This is a genomic window from Pseudomonas sp. LBUM920, from assembly GCF_003852315.1.
Classification (GTDB): Bacteria; Pseudomonadota; Gammaproteobacteria; order Pseudomonadales; family Pseudomonadaceae; genus Aquipseudomonas.
This window is the reverse complement of the sequence record NZ_CP027762.1, coordinates 4,109,222-4,127,766: the sequence shown is the minus strand read 5'-3', so window position 1 is coordinate 4,127,766 and position 18,545 is coordinate 4,109,222. Positions and strand designations below refer to the sequence as shown.

At 61.3% G+C, this 18,545-nt stretch carries 13 protein-coding genes; 9 read left to right on the top strand and 4 right to left on the bottom strand.

Translation table 11 applies throughout. The features are described 5' to 3' along the window. Positions 1-138: 138 nt before the first annotated feature. Both C4J83_RS19065 and xthA read right to left on the bottom strand, forming a co-directional pair. Positions 139-1,464, bottom strand: a complete 1,326-nt coding sequence (locus C4J83_RS19065; protein ID WP_119739825.1) for a substrate-binding domain-containing protein — start codon at positions 1,462-1,464, stop codon at positions 139-141. A 199-nt stretch (positions 1,465-1,663) separates the two neighbouring features. Next, positions 1,664-2,476 (bottom strand): exodeoxyribonuclease III, encoded by an 813-nt coding sequence (gene xthA, locus C4J83_RS19060; RefSeq protein WP_106578806.1) that lies wholly within the window; start codon positions 2,474-2,476, stop codon positions 1,664-1,666. A 168-nt stretch (positions 2,477-2,644) separates the two neighbouring features. Between xthA and C4J83_RS19055 the strand changes: the two genes are divergently transcribed. The 7 genes from C4J83_RS19055 to C4J83_RS19025 all read left to right on the top strand — a co-directional run bounded on the left by C4J83_RS19055 (position 2,645) and on the right by C4J83_RS19025 (position 13,699). Further along, complete coding sequence (locus tag C4J83_RS19055) at positions 2,645-3,295, top strand: GNAT family N-acetyltransferase (RefSeq protein ID WP_106578805.1); 651 nt, start codon at positions 2,645-2,647, stop codon at positions 3,293-3,295. 64 nt (positions 3,296-3,359) lie between these two features. Further along, positions 3,360-5,087, top strand: coding sequence for an autotransporter assembly complex protein TamA (locus C4J83_RS19050; protein ID WP_106578804.1), 1,728 nt, complete (start codon positions 3,360-3,362; stop codon positions 5,085-5,087). Next, a complete protein-coding gene (locus C4J83_RS19045; protein ID WP_124417915.1) occupies positions 5,087-8,773 on the top strand; it encodes a translocation/assembly module TamB domain-containing protein in 3,687 nt (1,228 codons plus the stop codon). Before C4J83_RS19050 ends, C4J83_RS19045 begins: the two co-directional genes overlap by 1 nt. 236 nt (positions 8,774-9,009) lie before the next feature. Then, complete coding sequence (locus C4J83_RS19040; RefSeq protein ID WP_106578802.1) at positions 9,010-9,483, top strand: MarR family winged helix-turn-helix transcriptional regulator; 474 nt, start codon at positions 9,010-9,012, stop codon at positions 9,481-9,483. Next, the gene (locus C4J83_RS19035) at positions 9,480-10,931 is read left to right on the top strand and encodes an efflux transporter outer membrane subunit (protein WP_119739829.1); all 1,452 of its coding nucleotides are present in this window, start codon (positions 9,480-9,482) and stop codon (positions 10,929-10,931) included. Before C4J83_RS19040 ends, C4J83_RS19035 begins: the two co-directional genes overlap by 4 nt. A gap of 15 nt (positions 10,932-10,946) precedes the next feature. Further along, entirely contained in the window at positions 10,947-12,170 is a 1,224-nt protein-coding gene (locus tag C4J83_RS19030; protein WP_106578800.1) for an HlyD family secretion protein, read from the top strand. Further along, a complete protein-coding gene (locus C4J83_RS19025) occupies positions 12,170-13,699 on the top strand; it encodes a DHA2 family efflux MFS transporter permease subunit (RefSeq protein ID WP_106578799.1) in 1,530 nt (509 codons plus the stop codon). Before C4J83_RS19030 ends, C4J83_RS19025 begins: the two co-directional genes overlap by 1 nt. A gap of 133 nt (positions 13,700-13,832) precedes the next feature. Here the strand turns inward: C4J83_RS19025 and lpxH are convergent, their stop codons facing one another. Together lpxH and C4J83_RS19015 are read right to left on the bottom strand one after the other, a co-directional pair. Continuing rightward, positions 13,833-14,582, bottom strand: a complete 750-nt coding sequence (gene lpxH / locus C4J83_RS19020; RefSeq protein WP_119739833.1) for a UDP-2,3-diacylglucosamine diphosphatase — start codon at positions 14,580-14,582, stop codon at positions 13,833-13,835. Beyond that, complete coding sequence (locus C4J83_RS19015; protein ID WP_106578797.1) at positions 14,579-15,082, bottom strand: peptidylprolyl isomerase; 504 nt, start codon at positions 15,080-15,082, stop codon at positions 14,579-14,581. The genes lpxH and C4J83_RS19015 overlap by 4 nt, the downstream gene beginning before the upstream one ends. Before the next feature lie 250 nt (positions 15,083-15,332). Between C4J83_RS19015 and C4J83_RS19010 the strand changes: the two genes are divergently transcribed. Further along, the gene (locus tag C4J83_RS19010; RefSeq protein ID WP_106578796.1) at positions 15,333-17,033 is read left to right on the top strand and encodes a glutamine--tRNA ligase/YqeY domain fusion protein; all 1,701 of its coding nucleotides are present in this window, start codon (positions 15,333-15,335) and stop codon (positions 17,031-17,033) included. Between the two features lie 42 nt (positions 17,034-17,075). Next, positions 17,076-18,464 (top strand): cysteine--tRNA ligase, encoded by a 1,389-nt coding sequence (cysS, locus tag C4J83_RS19005; RefSeq protein ID WP_124417914.1) that lies wholly within the window; start codon positions 17,076-17,078, stop codon positions 18,462-18,464. Positions 18,465-18,545 lie beyond the last annotated feature (81 nt).

Genomic DNA, 18,545 nt, shown 5'->3' with positions numbered 1-18,545 from the left:
TTTGCCCCGTGTAGGGCTGCGCAGCAGCCCTAAAACCCTGCGACCGGTTCTGCCTGGCAAAGTGTGTGTGATTATGGGGCTGCTTCGCAGCCCAACGCGGGGCAAGCCCGCTCGCTACGAAGGCTTGCTCGCCAGGCGTCAGTGCACCCAAACCTCCACTCGCCGATTTTTGATCCGGCCCTCATCCGCCGTGTTCGCCGCCACCGGCATCTGCGCGCCGAACCCGAGAATATCGCGCAGCACCACGCCGTTCCTCACCAGTTCGCGGCGCACCGCCATTGCCCGCAATTTCGACAGTAGCGCGGCGCGTTGTGGGTCATTCTTGGCGTCGCCAAACCCTACGAGCGTCACCTGCTTGTCGAGCTTGTCGTGGCTTTTCAGGTACGCCACCACCCGCTGCAGATCCTGGCGTGCCTTGTTGTCGAGGCTGGCGCTGCCCTCTTCGAAGCGAAAATTCACGCTCAATCGCTGGGCCTCACGCGCGATGGCTTGATAGTCCGCAGGCATCGACGGGCGCGGCTCCACGCTGATCGCCTGCACCTGCTGCGCGATAAAACCGTTGGCTGCAACAATCGCCTGGCCTTTGCTGCTCTGGGTAAAGTCCACGAGCGCCTTGGCCCACGCGTTGTGGCTCGATGGCGGCAGGTAAAAGAACAGTCGGCGTGACAGCGGGTAGTCCTCGGTGGCAATCAGACTGTTCAACGGCAACATCGGTTGTGAGTCGCCATCGACGATTGCCACGGCCTTGGCCTGGCGCACATACGGCAGGCCGATGAAGCCGATGCCCTGAGCGTCCTGGCTTACGGCATCGGACAGTTGCTCACTGGACTCAAAACGCTTGGCAGGCGCCAGGGGTTTACCGCGCAGGCGTAGCACCAGTTCCTTAAAGGTGTCGTAGGTGCCGGACTGATCATCCCGGGCATACAAATGAATCGGCCCGCCGATGCCACCCAGTGCCTCCCACGTGTCGACTTCGCCATTGAAAATTTGCGCCAGTTGCTCGGTGTTCAGGGTATTCAACGGGTTTTTCGGATTGAGGATAATCGCCAGGCCATCAATGGCGATCACTTGCTCAGCCTCGGGGCTTTTCAGGTCGCCCAAGGGTTCAAGGTCCACCAGTTCGCTGTCCTTGATCGGGCGCGACGACGCGGCGAGGTCGGCGCTGAGGTTTTTCAGCGCGGCGAACCCGGTACTGGAGCCGTGGGCCGCCACCTCGATGGTGACCGTCCTGCCTTGGCGGGTCTTGCCGATCACGCGCTGTTCATTGGCGCCGTCGCCCGGTTCACTGTGCACCGCCTGCACGCCCTGGTGTTGCATCATGCCCATGACCAGCGCGGGCCCGAGCGCGGCGCCAATGGTGTTGGAACCCTGGATGCGCAACGCGGGGCCTTGGTCGGGAACGGGCAGGGGAGCGGCAACTGCGTAGAGGGGCAGGATCAACAGAAGCAGAACGCGCAGCATCATGCCGGCACCTTCTTAAGCCAAGGGGAGTGCCGGGAGATTAAGTCAGTAAAGTTTCAACGGTGTGACTGGCACACAACCAACCCAAAGGTGGAAGCTGGCTTGCCTGCGATAGCATCAACCCGGTTTAGCTGGAAGGCCTGGGTGCCTGCATCGCCGGCAAGCCAGCTCCCACACGAGCCAGCTCCCACTTTGAGTCGCGTCAGCTCAGTTCCAGCCAGATCGGCGCGTGGTCGGACGGTTTTTCCAGCGCCCGAAGCTCGTAGTCCACGCCGGCATCCTTGACCCGCGGCACCAGGCCGTTGGACGCCATGATCACGTCAATGCGCAGGCCACGCTTGGGCTCATCTTCGAACCCACGGCTGCGGTAATCAAACCAACTGAAGCGGTCGGCCACGTCCGGGTTGAGGTGGCGGAAGCTGTCCACCAGGCCCCAGTTTTTCAGGCGGGCCATCCACTCGCGTTCTTCCGGCAAGAAGCTGCATTTGCCGGTTTTCAGCCAGCGTTTGGCGTTGTCGGCGCCGATACCGATGTCGCAGTCTTGCGGGGAGATGTTGATGTCGCCCATCACCACCAATGCCTGGTCATTGCTGAACTGGCTTTCCAGCAGGTGCTGCAAATCTTCGTAGAAGCGTTTTTTGGCCGGAAACTTGGTCGGGTGGTCGCGGCTTTCGCCCTGGGGGAAGTAACCATTCATGATGGTCACGGGGTTGCCGTTCTCATCGGCGAAGGTGCCCCAGATGAAGCGGCGCTGGGCGTCTTCTTCATCGCTGGCAAAACCTTTGTGCACGCTCAGCGCTTCTTTGCGCGAGAGCAGGGCCACGCCGTAGTGGCCTTTTTGGCCGTGGTAATAAACGTGGTAGCCCAACGCCTGCACTTCGGCCAACGGGAACTGGTCATCATGAACCTTGGTTTCCTGCAGGCCGATCACGTCCGGTTGATGCTTTTCAATCAGCGCCGCCAGCTGATGAGGGCGGGCGCGCAGCCCGTTGATATTGAAGGAGACGATTTTCATGGTCGGCAGTCCAGTCTGGCAAAAGGGCGATGCTAGCCGACAAGTCCGACGGGGGCCAGCGTGGCGGTCGAGCAGATGCACTGCTAATGTCTGGGAACGACTGGTGCTGCGTAGGTTCGTACCCATAAGAACGCCATCTTCTGAATGGCGCCCAGGGAGATTGACTGTATGCCTGACACTTCGACGGCCCTTGCCGAGATCCGCCTGCTCAACAGCGGCTATTCGCGCGAAGCGCGCTCCATGCTCTACCAGGCTTATCGGCATGAGCCGACATTCGCCTACATCTTCGAAGCTGAACGCCCAGGCTATGAACAGCGGGTACGCGCCACGGTGCGTGAGCTGGTCAAGCAGCATTTCTTTCAGAAACTGCCCGCCATCGGCCTGTTCGTCAACGACCGGCTGATCGGCATTGCCCTGATTGCGCCACCCCAACGGCGCCTGGGCATTACCGAAAGCTGGGCGTGGCAATTGCGCATGTGGTTGAGCACCGGTGTACGCGGCACTCGCCGTTACCTGGAATACCATCACGCGGTGCTGGCGTGCCTGCCGACCGAGTCGGTGCACGTACTGCCGTTGTTGGGCATCCACCCGCAATTTCAGGGCAAGCACTATGGCGAGCAGCTGCTTGAGGCCGTGCACAACTGGTGCGCCGACGACCCGCACTCCTCAGGCGTAGTGCTCGATACCGGCAACTCACGCTACCTGGATTTTTATAAGCGTCAGGGCTATGAGGAAATCGGCGAAGTGGCGATAGGGCCTATCCTGGAACACGTGTTTTTTCACCCCAATCCGCAGTCGTTACATGCTGCAACGGCTTAACGCAGAATTATTCAGACTATTCCGGGTTCAAAGTCTCTCCCCAGCTCGTGTAGCATCCGCGCCTATGAAGCTTCCAGGAAGATTTACCAGCGGCTTGATTCTGCTGTTCACAAGCTGCGGCGCCTTGGCGCAAAGCGAATTGGACGTGCGGATCAAGCCTACAAACGACGCGTTGAAAGCCAACATCGAAGGCTATATCGGCGGGGTAGGCGATCGTGATGAAGAAGCCCTGTTGCGGTTCAGCCGCGGCGCCGAAGAGCAGGCCCGCAAGGCTGCCCAGGCGCTGGGCTACTATCAGCCACAAATCGTCAGTGATGTAAAAGGCGGCAAGAATCCACGCCTGATCCTCACCATCGACCCCGGCGAGCCGGTGCATTTGCGCAACGTGACCCTTCGGGTTGACGGCCAGGCCGCGAGCCTCAAGGCTTTTCGCGTGCCCGACAGCAGCGACCTCAAATCCGGTGCCGTGCTTAATCACGGCCACTACGAAGACGCCAAGCGTCTGATCCAGAACCAGGCCTCGCGCTACGGCTTTTTCAGCGGGCGCTTTACCAGCCAGAAACTCTCGGTTGACCCCAAAGCCGGCGTCGCCGATATCGAACTCATTTACGACAGCGGCCCACGCTACAGCATGGGCAAGGTCAGCTTTGCCGGCGACACGCCGTTTGATGAAGACCTGCTGCAACGCATGGTGCCGTTCAAAAGCGGCGACCCTTACGACTCCGAGCTGATCGCCGAACTCAACCAGAACCTGCAGGCGAGTGGCTTTTTCGAAGCTGTGCGCGTAGACGCAAGCCCCGCCGCCTCGGCCAACGATGTGATCCCGGTGGCGGTGCAACTGGACACCCGCAAGCCGCGCACCATGGGCCTAGGCCTGGGTTACTCTACTGACGTCGGCCCGCGCGGCAAAGCCAACTGGACGCGTCACTGGGTCAACCCACAAGGTCACAGTTATGGCTGGGAAGCCGAGCTTTCGGCGCCGCGCCAGAACGTCGGCCTGTGGTACGACATCCCGTTGGACCCGCCGCTTACCGACAAGCTGCGGTTTGCCGGCGGCTACCAGAATGAAGAAATCGCCAATACCGACACCCTGAGTAAATTGCTCACCCTCGGCCCTGAATGGCACAGCAAATTGCCCAGCGGCTGGACGCGGGTCATCTCGCTCAAATATCAGCGCGAAGAATACCGCCTGGGCAATGACTCGGGCCTCAGTAACTTGGTGATGCCGGGGATCAATTATTCCTACCTGCGCAGCGACAACCGCATCGACCCGCACAATGGCTATCGCCTGATGTTCGACGCCAAGGTCGCCAAGGAAGGCCTGGGTTCCGACACCAACCTGCTTTACGGCACTGCCACCATCAAGGGCTTGACCACCTTGTGGGACAACCACCGCTTTCTCGGCCGCGCGCAGTTCGGCGGCAGTGCCACCAATGGCTATAAATCGGTGCCGCCGTCGCTGCGCTTTTTTGCCGGTGGTGACCAGAGCGTGCGTGGCTACGAGTACCAGACGTTGTCACCCGAAAACGATCGCGGTGACCGCATCGGCGGCCGCTATATGGTGGCGTTGAGTGCCGAATATCAATATTCCATCGCCGAAAAATGGCGGATCGCGACCTTTGTCGACCAGGGCAACTCCTTCAACAGCCTGGACATGCCGAGCCTGAAAACCGGTGTGGGGGTGGGCGTGCGCTGGGTGTCGCCGGTCGGCCCGATTCGCCTCGACCTGGCCCATGCCCTGGAAGATCCGGGCGGCATTCGTTTGCACTTTTCCATGGGGCCTGAGCTGTGATGCGTGGTTTGAAAATAGCGGGGCTGGCCATCGTGGCAGTCTTCGCCGTGGTGTTAGTGGCACTGTGGGCGGTACTCGGCAGCCAAGCGGGCAGCCGCTGGGCCTTGAGCCAGGTGCCGGGATTGACGGTGGAGAATTTCCAGGGCCATTTGGGTGGCCAATGGCGTGTCGACCACCTGTTGTGGCAGCAAGACACCAGCCGGGTCGAGCTGAATGCGGCGAAGTTCGACTGGTCGCCAGCATGCATGCTGCGCATGACCCTGTGCATCAACCAGCTGGACGTGGAACAGGTCAGCCTGCAATTTCCACCCAGTACCGATGACAGCAGCAGCGGGCCGATCCAGCTGCCGGAGTTGAAACTGCCGGTGGCGATCCAGTTGGGCGACGTTCGCGTCGGTAGCCTGCTGTTCAATGGCAGCGAAGAGCTCAAGGGCTTGCAGCTCGCGGCGCACTGGACCGCCGCGGGCCTGCAGATCGACTCGGTGCACCTGCAACGCGATGATCTGGTGCTGGACCTGGCGGGTCTGCTGCAACCGACCGGCAACTGGCCGCTGAGCGCCACGGGCAACCTGAGCCTGCCGTACGCGCCCGGCGGCGCGCCGTGGAAGGTTGCGCTCAAGGTCGACGGAGACTTGCTCAAGACCCTCAAGCTCGACGCCGACAGCAGTGGCTACCTGCCCGCCAAACTCAGCGGTGAGCTGCAACCTTTGGTGGAGAACCTGCCCGCGCAATTGCACATCAGCGCCGACGGCTTCAAACCCAGCGCCGACCTGCCCGACACCCTGCAACTCAATCAACTGGACCTCACCGCCAAGGGCGACCTGAGCAGCGGTTATCAACTGCTGGGCAAGGCCGTGCTGCCAGCGGAAAAAGGCCCGGTGGACCTGCTGCTGCAGGGCAAGGTTGACGCCAAGGGCGCGCAGATCGCCGGCCTGGATTTGAATGTCGGCGACCAGCAAAGCCTCAAGCTCAGCGCCAATCTGGACTGGCAACAGGGCTTCAGCGCCGACGCCAGGATCGATTGGCTGGATTTTCCCTGGCACCGCCTCTACCCATTGATTGATGAACCGCAGTTCGCGCTGCATACGCTCAACGGCGAGATTTCCTATAAAGACGGCAATTACCTTGGCAACGTCAAGGCCGACCTCGACGGCCCGGCGGGCAAATTCAATGTGGTCACGCCGTTCAGTGGCGACCTCAAGCAACTCTTCCTGCCCGAACTGAAATTGACGGCCGGCCAAGGCAAGGCTGAAGGCCACCTGAGCCTGCAGTTTGCCGACGGCATTGCCTGGGACACCGCGCTGGACCTGTCGGCGCTGAACCCGGCGTACTGGGTCGCGGAGTTGCCGGGCACGTTGGCCGGGCCGCTGCGCAGCAAGGGCGAGTTCAAACATGAACAGCTCAAGCTCAACGCCGACCTCGACCTCAAGGGCCGTTTGCGCGGACAAACTGCCGTGCTGGCCGCCAAGGCGCAAGGCGCAGGCGAGCAATGGACCCTGGCCAACCTTGACATTCGCCTGGGTGATAACCGCATCAACGGTAGCGGCAGCCTGCAGCAACGTGTGGCCGGGCAGATCGATATCAAGCTGATGCGCCTGGCCCAGCTGTGGCCGCAACTGCGCGGGCAGATTAACGGGCGTGTCGATGTGGCCGGTACGTTGCAGGCGCCGCAAGGCAAACTCGACCTCAAAGGCCAGCAACTGGCGTTTGCCGACAATAAACTGCAAAACCTCACCCTGGACGCCACGCTCGACAACGCCCAGCGCGCGAAGATCGACCTCAAGGGCAGTGGCATCCAGGCCGGCGACACCCAGGTCGGCACCCTGACCGCCAGCGCTCAAGGTGATATCAAGCGCCAGAAAGTCCAGCTGGACCTGGCCGGGCCGCTGGTCAAGCTGGGCCTGGCGCTCGATGGCGACCTCGACAAAGGTAACTGGCGCGGGCGCCTGGCCAGCGGTGACGTTCAAGCCGGCGGCCAGGACTGGAAGCTGCAAGCCCCGGCCAGGATCGAACGCCTGGCGGACGGCAAGTTGACCTTTGCGGCGCATTGCTGGGTGTCCGGCCCTGCCAGCCTGTGCGGTGAAGATCAGCGCCTGATGCCTGAGCCGAAGTTGCGTTACCACCTCAAGCAATTCCCCATCGACAGTCTGGCTGCCTTCCTGCCCAAGGATTTCGCCTGGCAAGGCAAGCTCAACGCCGACGTGCAGCTCGACCTGCCCGCCAGCGGCCCTAAAGGCGTGATCGCGGTGGATGCCAGCGGTGGCACGCTGCGTGTCAAGGACAAGGCCCAGTGGGTGGATTTCCCCTACGACACCCTGAAGCTGGAAACCACCCTTAACCCTAAACGCATCGACACTCAGCTGACCTTCCGCGGCGGCAAGCTCGGTGAGTTGCTGGTGCAGGCGCAGATCAACCCGCTGCCCAACAACAAGCCGATCACCGGTAATTTCAGCCTCAACGGCCTGGACCTCGCCGTGGCCCGACCGTTTGTGCCGATGGTGGACAAACTCACCGGCAAGCTCAACGGCAACGGGCGTATCTCCGGTGGTTTGCTGGCACCGCAGGTCAACGGCAACGTGAATCTGGTGGGCGGTGAAGTCTCCGGGCCCGAGTTGCCGATCAGCCTCGAAGGCTTGAACGTGCAAGCACTGATTGCCGGCGAAAGCGTGCAGTTGAATGGCGCGTGGCGCAGCGGCAAGGCCGGGCAGGGCAGCCTCAAGGGGCAGATCGACTGGGGCCAGGCACTGGTGGTGGACCTCAGCCTGCAAGGCGCGCAACTGCCGGTCACGGTTGAGCCTTACGCCAAGCTGGAAGTGGCGCCGGACCTGAAAATCAGCCTGAAAAACGACAAGCTGGCGATTGCCGGCAAGGTGCACATCCCGCGTGGCGACATCACCGTGCGTGAATTGCCGCCGTCCACCGTCAAGGTCTCCGATGACACGGTGATCGTCGGCAGCCAGACCGCCCAGGGCAAGCCGCCGATGGCGATGGCCATGGACATCGACGTGGTGGTGGGCGAAGACCAGCTCAACTTTGCGGGCTTCGGGCTCACTGCCAAAGTGCAGGGCCATGTGCACATCGGCGACAACATGGACACCCGTGGCGAGCTGTGGCTCAACGACGGCCGCTACCGTGCCTACGGGCAGCGGCTTGACGTGCGCCGCGCGCGGCTGTTGTTTGCAGGGCCACTGGACCAACCGTTCCTGGATGTCGAGGCCGTGCGCGTCGTTACCGAACCGTCCAGAACGGTGACGGCCGGTATTCGCTTGAGCGGCAGCGCCGAGCAGCCGACCACGCAGATCTTCTCCGAGCCGACCATGCCTCAGGAGGATGCGCTCTCGTACCTGGTGCTGGGGCGTTCGCGCAACAACACCGGCGAAGACAACAACATGCTGGCCGAGGCCGCCCTGGGGTTGGGGTTGATGGGCAGCGCCGGGGTCACCTCGGATATCGCCAACAAGCTGGGCATTCAGGACTTCGACCTCGACACCCAGGGCACCGGCAATAACACCGCCGTGGTGGCCAGCGGCAAGATCACCGAAAAACTCAGCTTGCGGTATGGGGTCGGGGTGTTCGAACCGGCCAGTACGATTGCCTTGCGCTACCTGCTGAGCAAGAAGGTGTACCTGGAAGTGGCCAGTGGCGTGGCCAGTTCACTGGATATCTTCTACAAGCGCGATTTCTAAACCTTCACGCACAAACAGTGTGGGAGCTGGCTTGCCCGCGATGGCGGTCCATCAGTCGATGATTTATTGACTGACAGACCGGCATCGCAGGTAAGCCCGCTCCCACATGTGTTTGCGGTGCAGCCCACCTGTCGGTCAATTAGCAAGCAAGCTAATAATTCCATTTGACATTCGCTGCCTAAGCAGTAACATCTTGTCATACATTCACTGCCTAGGCAGTAATAAGGTGACTTTCGATGACCCACTTCACCCCTGACAGCTTTCGCAACTGCCACCTCGGCCTGTTGCTGGGCCGCGCCGCGCTGCTCAAGGACCGCATTATCGACACGCATATGGAACCGCATGGCGTCACCGCCGCGCAGTTCAAGGTGTTGATCATCATTGCCCAGTATGAGGTCGACACGCCCGCCGAGCTGTGTCGCAACCTGTCGCTGGACAGCGGTTCCATGACCCGCATGCTCGACCGCCTGGAGCAAAAGGGCCTGCTGGCGCGCAAGCGTTCCGAGCAGGACCGGCGCCAGGTGCAGCTGGTACTGACCGAAGACGGCCAGCGCCTGGCAGACATGCTGCCGCACATCGGTGCGCAGTCGATGAATGAGCTGGCCGGCGCCCTGCAGCCCGGCGAGTTGCAAACCCTGGAAAAAATCCTCACGAAAATTCTGGTAGCTGCCGGTGACGCCATCGTCATCCAGCGGGTAGGTAATCAATGAACACACGCGCACTTAGCCTGGTGCTGGTGGCGATGAGCATGGCCGGTTGTGCCAACTTCAGCGGCCTCGACACCCAGGGCCAACGCCTCGACGCCAACACGTTGCAAACCGGCAAGTCCCTCAGTGGCGTGACCTTGTCCAGCGCCGCTTGGCCGACGGCCGATTGGTGGAAGAGCCTCGGCGACCCGCAGTTGGACGGCTTGATCCATGAAGCCCTGCAAAACAGCCCTGACATGCAAGTCGCCAGCGCCCGTGCCCACCAGGCGCAGGCCGCTGCCTACGCCGCCGATGCCGCCCGCATGCCGACCCTGGATGCCAGCGCCGGCGTGAGCCGTTCGCGCCTGGCCAAGGATCAGGACCCGCTGGGGCAGGGCGATGCCTACGCCACCGTGCGTAACATCGGCGCCAGCTTCAACTACAACTTTGACCTGTGGGGTGGCCAGCGCGCCGCCTGGGAAGCTGCGTTGGGCCAGGCGCGTGCCGCCGAAGTCGATCAGCAAGCCGCGCGCCTGACCCTGGCCGCCAACGTGGCCAAGGCCTACAGCGACCTGGGCCAGGCGCACATCGTGCGAGACCTGGCCGCCGACGACCTCAAGCGCACCCGTCAGATGCTCGACCTGAGCAAGCGCCGCCTGAGTTCCGGCATCGACAGCCAGTACCAGTACCAGCAGACCGAAAGCCTGGAAGCCAGCTCTGAGTCGCAACTGATCGATGCAGAAAAACAGCTGCAAAGCGCCAAGATCGCCCTGGCCGTATTGCTTGGCAAAGGCCCCGACCGTGGCAGCGAGCTGACCCGCCCGAACGTGCTCAAACCCAGCGCCGTTGCCGTGCCTTCTGTGCTGCCGGCCGAGTTGCTGGGCCGTCGCCCGGACTTGATCGCCGCACGTTGGCGCGTCGAAGCCGCGAGCAAGAACGTCGCCGCGAGCAAGACCCGCTTCTACCCCAACCTCAACCTGAGCGCGAGCGCCGGGGCCGAGTCGTTGTTGGGCGACGCGATGTTTGGCTCGGCCAGCCGTTTCTTCAGCATTGCGCCGACAATCTCGTTGCCGATCTTCGACGGTGGCCGCCTGCGCGCCGACCTCGATGCCCGCGACGCCGATTACGACCTGGCGGTGGCCCAGTACAACAAAACCCTGGTGCAAGCCTTGGGTGATATTGGCAACACCCTTTCGCAATTGCGCGATACCGGTCGGCAGATCCAGGCCCAGCAACACGCCGCGGACATTGCCCAGCAGTCCTACGACACCGGGGTTCAGCGCTACAGCTCGGGGATCGGGAATTACCTGGATGTACTCAGCATCGAGCAGCAATTGCTGCAGGCCCAGCGTCAGTTGGCGGCCTTGAATGCTGCGCAGATCGATCTGTCGATTCAATTGATGCAAGCCCTGGGTGGCGGGTACAACGCCGATAACGTGGCCGTAACCACCCCAGCTACACGCACGGAATAATTTGAGGTATTTGTCATGGCCACTGCCGAAAGCAACAACGCAACAGAGCAACCCAAAGAGCAGCCTAAAGAGCAGCAGAAAGACAGCAACCCACGCAAACGCAAAATCATGCTGATCGGCCTGGCGCTGATCGTGATTCTCGGCGTGATCGGCGTGTGGGCCTGGTATGAGCTTTACGGGCGCTTCAACGAAAGCACCGACGATGCCTATGTGAACGGCAACGTGGTGGAAATCACCCCGCTGGTCACCGGCACCGTGGTCAGCATCGGCGCCGACGACGGCGACCTGGTCCACGAAGGCCAGGTGCTGATCAACTTCGACCCCAATGATGCCGCTGTCGGCCTGCAAAGTGCCCAGGCCAACCTCGCGCGCACCGTGCGCCAGGTACGGGGCTTGTACAGCAACGTTGATGGCATGAAAGCTCAGGTGCTGGCGCAGCAAGCCAACGTGCAAAAGGCCCAGGACAATTACAACCGTCGTAAGAACCTAGCCGCCGGCGGCGCGATCTCTCAGGAAGAACTGTCCCACGCCCGTGACGACCTGACCTCGGCGCAAAGCGCCCTGGCCAACGTGCAGCAACAGTTCAAGACCTCCAGCGCGCTGGTGGACGACACGGTGATTTCGTCCCACCCGGACGTGCAGGCCGCCGCCGCGCAACTGCGCCAGGCGTACTTGACCAACGCCCGCAGCACCTTGATTGCACCGGTAACCGGCTATGTGGCCAAGCGCACGGTGCAATTGGGTCAGCGCGTGCAGCCGGGTACCGCGTTGATGGCGGTGATCCCGCTGAACCAGTTGTGGATCGACGCCAACTTCAAGGAAACCCAGCTGCGCGATATGCGTATCGGCCAGCCGGTGGACATCGAGTCGGATATCTACGGCAGTGACGTGAAGTACAGCGGCACCGTGGACAGCCTGGGCGCCGGTACCGGCAGCGCGTTTGCCTTGCTGCCGGCGCAGAACGCCACCGGTAACTGGATCAAGATCGTGCAACGGGTGCCCGTGCGTATTCACATCAACGCCGACGAGCTGGCCAAGCACCCGCTGCGCGTGGGCTTGAGCACCGTGGTCAACGTGGACCTGCACGACAAGAGCGGCCCGGTACTGGCGCAACAGGCGCCGCAAAAGGCCTCGTTCACCACCAACGTGTATGACCGCCAATTGGCCGAAGCCGATGCCATGATCACTCAGCTGATCCATGACAACAGCCTCGCCGCGCCCAAGGCTGTGCAACGCTGATGAGCAATAACGCCTCGTTCACGCCACCCAGCCTGTTGATGGCCACTATTGGCCTGTCGCTGGCGACCTTTATGCAGGTGCTCGACACCACGATCGCCAACGTGGCCTTGCCGACCATTTCCGGCAACCTCGGCGTGAGTTCGGAGCAGGGCACCTGGGTGATCACCTCGTTTGCGGTGAGCAACGCGATTGCCTTGCCGCTGACTGGCTGGTTGAGCCGGCGCTTTGGCGAGGTGAAGCTGTTTTTGTGGGCGACTATCCTGTTTGTGCTGGCCTCGTTCCTCTGCGGTATTTCCACCTCGATGCCTGAGCTGATCGGCTTTCGGGTGTTGCAGGGCCTGGTGGCCGGGCCGCTGTACCCGATGACTCAAACGTTGCTGATCGCGGTCTACCCGCCGGCGAGGCGCGGCATGGCCCTGGCGCTGCTGGCGATGGTCACGGTGGTGGCGCCGATTGCCGGCCCGATCCTTGGCGGCTGGATTACCGACAGCTACAGCTGGCCGTGGATCTTCTTCATCAACGTGCCCATCGGCATCTTTGCGGTGCTGGTGGTGCGTTCGCAGTTGAAGAAACGTCCAGTGGTCACCAGTTACCAGCCGATGGATTACGTCGGGTTGCTGAGCCTGATCGTCGGTGTCGGCGCGTTGCAGATCATCCTCGACAAGGGCAATGACCTGGACTGGTTCGAATCCAACTTCATCATCATCGGTGCCGTGATTTCGGCGATAGCCCTGGCGGTGTTCGTCATCTGGGAAATGACCGACAAGCACCCGGTGGTCAACCTGCGGTTGTTTGCCTACCGCAACTTCCGCATCGGCACCATTGTGCTGGTGCTGGGTTATGCAGGGTTCTTCGGCATCAACCTGATCCTGCCGCAATGGCTGCAAACCCAGATGGGCTACACCGCCACCTGGGCGGGCCTGGCGGTGGCGCCGATCGGCATTCTGCCGGTGTTGATGTCGCCGTTCGTGGGCAAGTATGCGCACAAGTTCGACCTGCGTTTGCTGGCCGGGCTGGCGTTCCTGGCGATTGGCCTGAGTTGCTTCATGCGTGCAGGCTTTACCAATGAAGTCGACTTCACGCACATCGCCCTGGTGCAGCTGTTCATGGGTATTGGCGTGGCGCTGTTCTTCATGCCGACCTTGAGCATCCTGATGTCCGACTTGCCGCCGGCGCAAATCGCCGACGGCGCGGGCCTGGCGACCTTCCTGCGGACCCTGGGCGGCAGTTTTGCGGCCTCGCTGACCACCTGGATCTGGATTCGCCGGGCGGACCAGCACCATGCCTACATGAGCGAGAACATGACCACCTACGACTCGGCCACCCGTGACGCCTTGCAGGCACTCGGCGGGGCAGGGCACAAGGCCTATGCGCAGCTGGACCAGATTCTCACCAGCCAGGCGTACATGATGTCCACCGTGGATTACTTCACGCTGCTGGGTTGGATGTTCATGGGCTTGATCGTGATTGTGTGGCTGGCGAAACCACCGTTTGCGGCGAAGGCCGGGCCGGAGGCTTCGGGGCACTGACCGAAAGACCGAACTCGGTCAGTGTGGGAGCTGGCTTGCCTGCGATGCAGGCACCTCGGTACATCAGATACATCGAGGTGATGCTATCGCAGGCAAGCCAGCTCCCACATTTGATGGGTGTTGTGTTTGAGAATCAGGCGCCAGGCAGCGCCAGCTGCGGATTAACGAAGTCAAACGCCGCCAGCGCAAACCCTTGCTCGTCCACCTGCAACGCCCAGCCCTGCTTGTCCCAATCCCCCAGCACAATGCGCTTGGCCGCCTGATCACCAATCTGCAACTTGTGAATGGCGGGGCGGTGCGTATGGCCGTGGACCAGGGTGCGCACGCCAAACTGCTGCATCACCCGCGGCACTTCCTCGGGCGTCACATCGACAATGTCGTTGGCTTTCATGCGTGTCTGCGCGCGGCTTTCACTGCGCAGCTTGCGCGCCAGCTTGTGGCGGGTGCGCAATGGCAGGTGCCGCAGGATAAACAGCACAATCGGGTTACGCAGGATGCGCCGCAGCTTCATGTAGCCAACGTCGCGGGTGCACAGGCTGTCGCCGTGCATCAACAGCACAGGCTCACCGTAGAGCTGCACGACACTCGGGTCCTTGAGCAAGGTGGCACCTGCGGCTTTGCAGAACGCCTTGCCGATCAGGAAATCGCGGTTGCCGTGCATGATGAAAATCGGGGTGCCGCTGTCGCTCAGCTCACGCAATGCTGCGCAAATCGAACGCTGGAAAGGTGTCATCCCATCGTCGCCAATCCAGGCTTCAAAGAAGTCGCCCAGAATGTACAACGCCTGGGCGCCACGGGCGCGGCCGTGGAGCAAAGCCAGAAACGCCCGGGTGATGTCCGGGCGCTCCTCTTCCAGATGCAAATCTGAAATCAGCAGTATCACCCAACGATCTCGGCTTTCTCGACGATAACGTCTTCTACCGGAACGTCCTGGTGACCGGCTTTACCGGTGGTCTGCACGGCTTTGATCTTGTCGACGACGTCCTGGCCTTCGGTCACTTTACCGAATACCGCATAGCCCCAACCCTGCACGTTCTTGCCGCTGTGGTTCAGGAAGGCGTTGTCGGCGACGTTGATGAAGAACTGCGCGGAGGCCGAATGCGGCTCCATGGTACGGGCCATGGCGACGGTGTACTTGTCGTTGGAAAGGCCGTTGTCCGCTTCGTTCTGGATGCTTGGGCGCTTGTCTTTCTTTTCTTTCATGCCAGGCTCGAAACCGCCGCCCTGGACCATGAAGTTACCGATGACACGGTGGAAAACGGTGTTTTCGTAGTGGCCGGCTTTAACGTATTCGATGAAGTTGGCGACGGTGATCGGCGCTTTCTCGGCGTTCAGCTCGATGACGATGTCACCGTGGTTGGTGGTCAGTTTGACTTGAGTCATGTTCACTACTCTTTTCAGGGAATTCGTGGGTTTGGACGCCTGAGCGCCTCACCTGATTGGCTAAACAGAGGCCAAGGCGCGCAGTTTAGCGTGACCTGCAGGAATTTCGAGGTGGTTTTTTACCGCCGATGCATTAAATGCAGCAGTTTTCGACCACGCTCTGTCAGCGGCTTGACAGCTTCGGCTATCATAAGCCCTTTGTTTTATCGGCCCCACTTCTGGCCAAGCACTTCGTCTGTTCAAGGATCCTATGAGCAAGCCCACTGTCGACCCTACCTCGAATTCCAAGGCCGGACCTGCCGTCCCGGTCAATTTCCTGCGCCCGATCATCCAGGCGGACCTGGATTCGGGCAAGCACACGCAGATCGTCACCCGTTTCCCGCCTGAGCCCAACGGTTACCTGCACATCGGCCACGCCAAGTCGATCTGTGTGAACTTCGGCCTGGCCCAGGAGTTCGGTGGCGTCACGCACCTGCGTTTCGACGACACCAACCCGGCCAAGGAAGACCAGGAATACATCGACGCCATCGAAAGCGACATCAAGTGGCTGGGCTTCGAATGGTCCGGTGAAGTGCGCTATGCCTCCAAGTATTTCGACCAGTTGTTCGACTGGGCCGTCGAGCTGATCAAGGCCGGCAAGGCCTATGTCGACGACCTGACCCCGGAGCAAGCCAAGGAATACCGCGGCAGCCTCACCGAGCCGGGCAAGAACAGCCCGTTCCGCGACCGTTCGGTCGAAGAGAACCTGGACTGGTTCAACCGCATGCGCGCCGGTGAGTTCCCGGACGGCGCCCGCGTGCTGCGCGCCAAAATCGACATGGCCTCGCCGAACATGAACCTGCGCGACCCGATCATGTACCGCATCCGCCACGCCCATCACCACCAGACCGGTGACAAGTGGTGCATCTACCCGAACTACGACTTCACCCACGGTCAGTCGGACGCTATCGAAGGCATCACCCACTCGATCTGCACCCTGGAGTTCGAAAGCCATCGCCCGCTGTACGAGTGGTTCCTCGACAGCCTGCCGGTGCCGGCGCACCCGCGTCAGTACGAATTCAGCCGCCTGAACCTGAACTACACCATCACCAGCAAGCGCAAGCTCAAGCAACTGGTTGATGAAAAGCACGTGCATGGCTGGGACGACCCGCGCATGTCGACGCTGTCGGGCTTCCGTCGTCGCGGTTATACCCCGGCGTCGATCCGTAATTTCTGCGAGATGGTTGGCACCAACCGCTCCGACGGCGTGGTCGACTACGGCATGCTCGAGTTCAGCATCCGTCAGGACCTCGACGCCAACGCACCGCGCGCCATGTGCGTGCTGCGTCCGTTGAAAGTGGTGATTACCAACTACCCGGAAGACAAGGTCGACAACCTCGAACTGCCGCGTCATCCGCAAAAAGAAGAACTCGGCGTGCGCAAGCTGCCGTTCGCCCGCGAAATCTACATCGACCGCGATGACTTCATGGAAGAGCCGCCAAAAGGCTACAAGCGCTTGGAGCCGAATGGCGAAGTGCGTCTGCGCGGCAGCTACGTGATCCGCGCCGATGAAGCGATCAAGGACGCCGATGGCAACATCGTCGAACTGCGTTGCTCCTACGACCCCGAAACCCTGGGCAAGAACCCGGAAGGCCGTAAGGTCAAAGGCGTGGTCCACTGGGTGCCGGCGGCTGCCAGCATCGAATGCGAAGTGCGTTTGTACGATCGTCTGTTCCGTTCGCCGAACCCTGAAAAGGCTGAAGACAGCGCGAGCTTCCTGGACAACATCAACCCTGATTCCCTGCAAGTGCTCACCGGTTGTCGTGCCGAGCCATCGCTTGGCGACGCACAGCCGGAAGACCGTTTCCAGTTTGAGCGCGAAGGTTACTTCTGCGCAGATATCAAGGACTCGAAACCTGGTCAGCCGGTATTCAACCGTACCGTGACCCTGCGTGATTCGTGGGGCCAGTGATGCAGCCGTGAGCGGCTTTGCATACAGAGAAAAGGACGCATCGTGCTAACGATCTACAACACACTGAGCAAGACCAAAGAAGTCTTCAAGCCGCTGGATGGCAACAAGGTGCGCATGTACGTGTGCGGCATGACCGTGTACGACTACTGCCACATCGGCCACGGCCGCAGCATGGTTGCCTTCGACCTGGTGACCCGCTGGTTGCGTTTCAGCGGCTATGACTTGACCTATGTGCGCAACATCACCGACATCGACGACAAGATCATCAACCGTGCCAACGAAAACGGCGAGTCGTTTGACGCGCTGACCGAACGCATGATTGCTGCCATGCACGAGGACGAGGCGCGCCTCAACATCCTCAAGCCGGACATGGAACCGCGCGCCACGGATCACATTCCGGGCATGCACGCGATGATCCAGACCCTGATCGACAAGGGTTATGCCTACGCCCCCGGCAATGGCGACGTGTACTACCGCGTGGCCAAGTTCATGGGCTACGGCAAGCTGTCGCGCAAGAAAATCGAAGACCTGCGCATCGGCGCACGCATCGAAGTCGACGAAGCCAAGCAAGACCCGCTCGACTTCGTGCTGTGGAAAGGCACCAAGCCCGGCGAGCCGAGCTGGGAGTCGCCATGGGGCGCCGGGCGTCCGGGCTGGCACATCGAGTGCTCGGTGATGTCCACCTGCTGCCTGGGCGAGACTTTCGACATTCATGGCGGCGGTAGCGACCTTGAGTTCCCGCACCACGAAAACGAAATCGCCCAAAGCGAAGCCGCCACCGGCAAGACGTACGCCAACGCCTGGATGCACTGCGGCATGATCCGCATCAATGGCGAGAAGATGTCCAAGTCCTTGAACAACTTCTTCACCATCCGCGACGTGCTGGAAAAGTACCACCCGGAAGTGGTGCGTTACCTGCTGGTGTCCAGCCACTACCGCAGCGCCATTAACTACTCGGAAGACAACCTCAAGGACGCCAAAGGCGCCCTGGAGCGTTTCTACCACGCGTTGAAAGGCCTGCCAGCCGTGGCACCTGCCGGAGGTGAAGCGTTCGTTGCACGGTTTACCGAAGTGATGAACGACGACTTCGGCACGCCGGAAGCCTGCGCGGTGCTGTTCGAGATGGTGCGTGAGATCAACCGCTTGCGCGAGACTGATCTGGAGGCAGCGGCCGGGCTGGCTGCGCGCTTGAAAGAGCTGGCCAGCGTGCTGGGTGTGCTGCAGATGGAAGCCGATGACTTCCTGCAAGCCGGCGCCGAAGGGCGTGTGGATGCGGCGCAAGTGGATGCGCTGATTCAGGCGCGTCTGGCTGCGCGGGCTAATAAAGACTGGGCGGAATCCGACCGTATCCGTGACCAACTGACCGCGATGGGTGTGGTGTTGGAAGACGGGAAGGGCGGGACGACGTGGCGGTTGGCTGATCAGGCTTGATTGGTAATCGCTGAATGAAAAACGCCCCGACTGGTTCGGGGCGTTTTTTTTGCACATCGTTTTAACGGCTCACTCGATCCA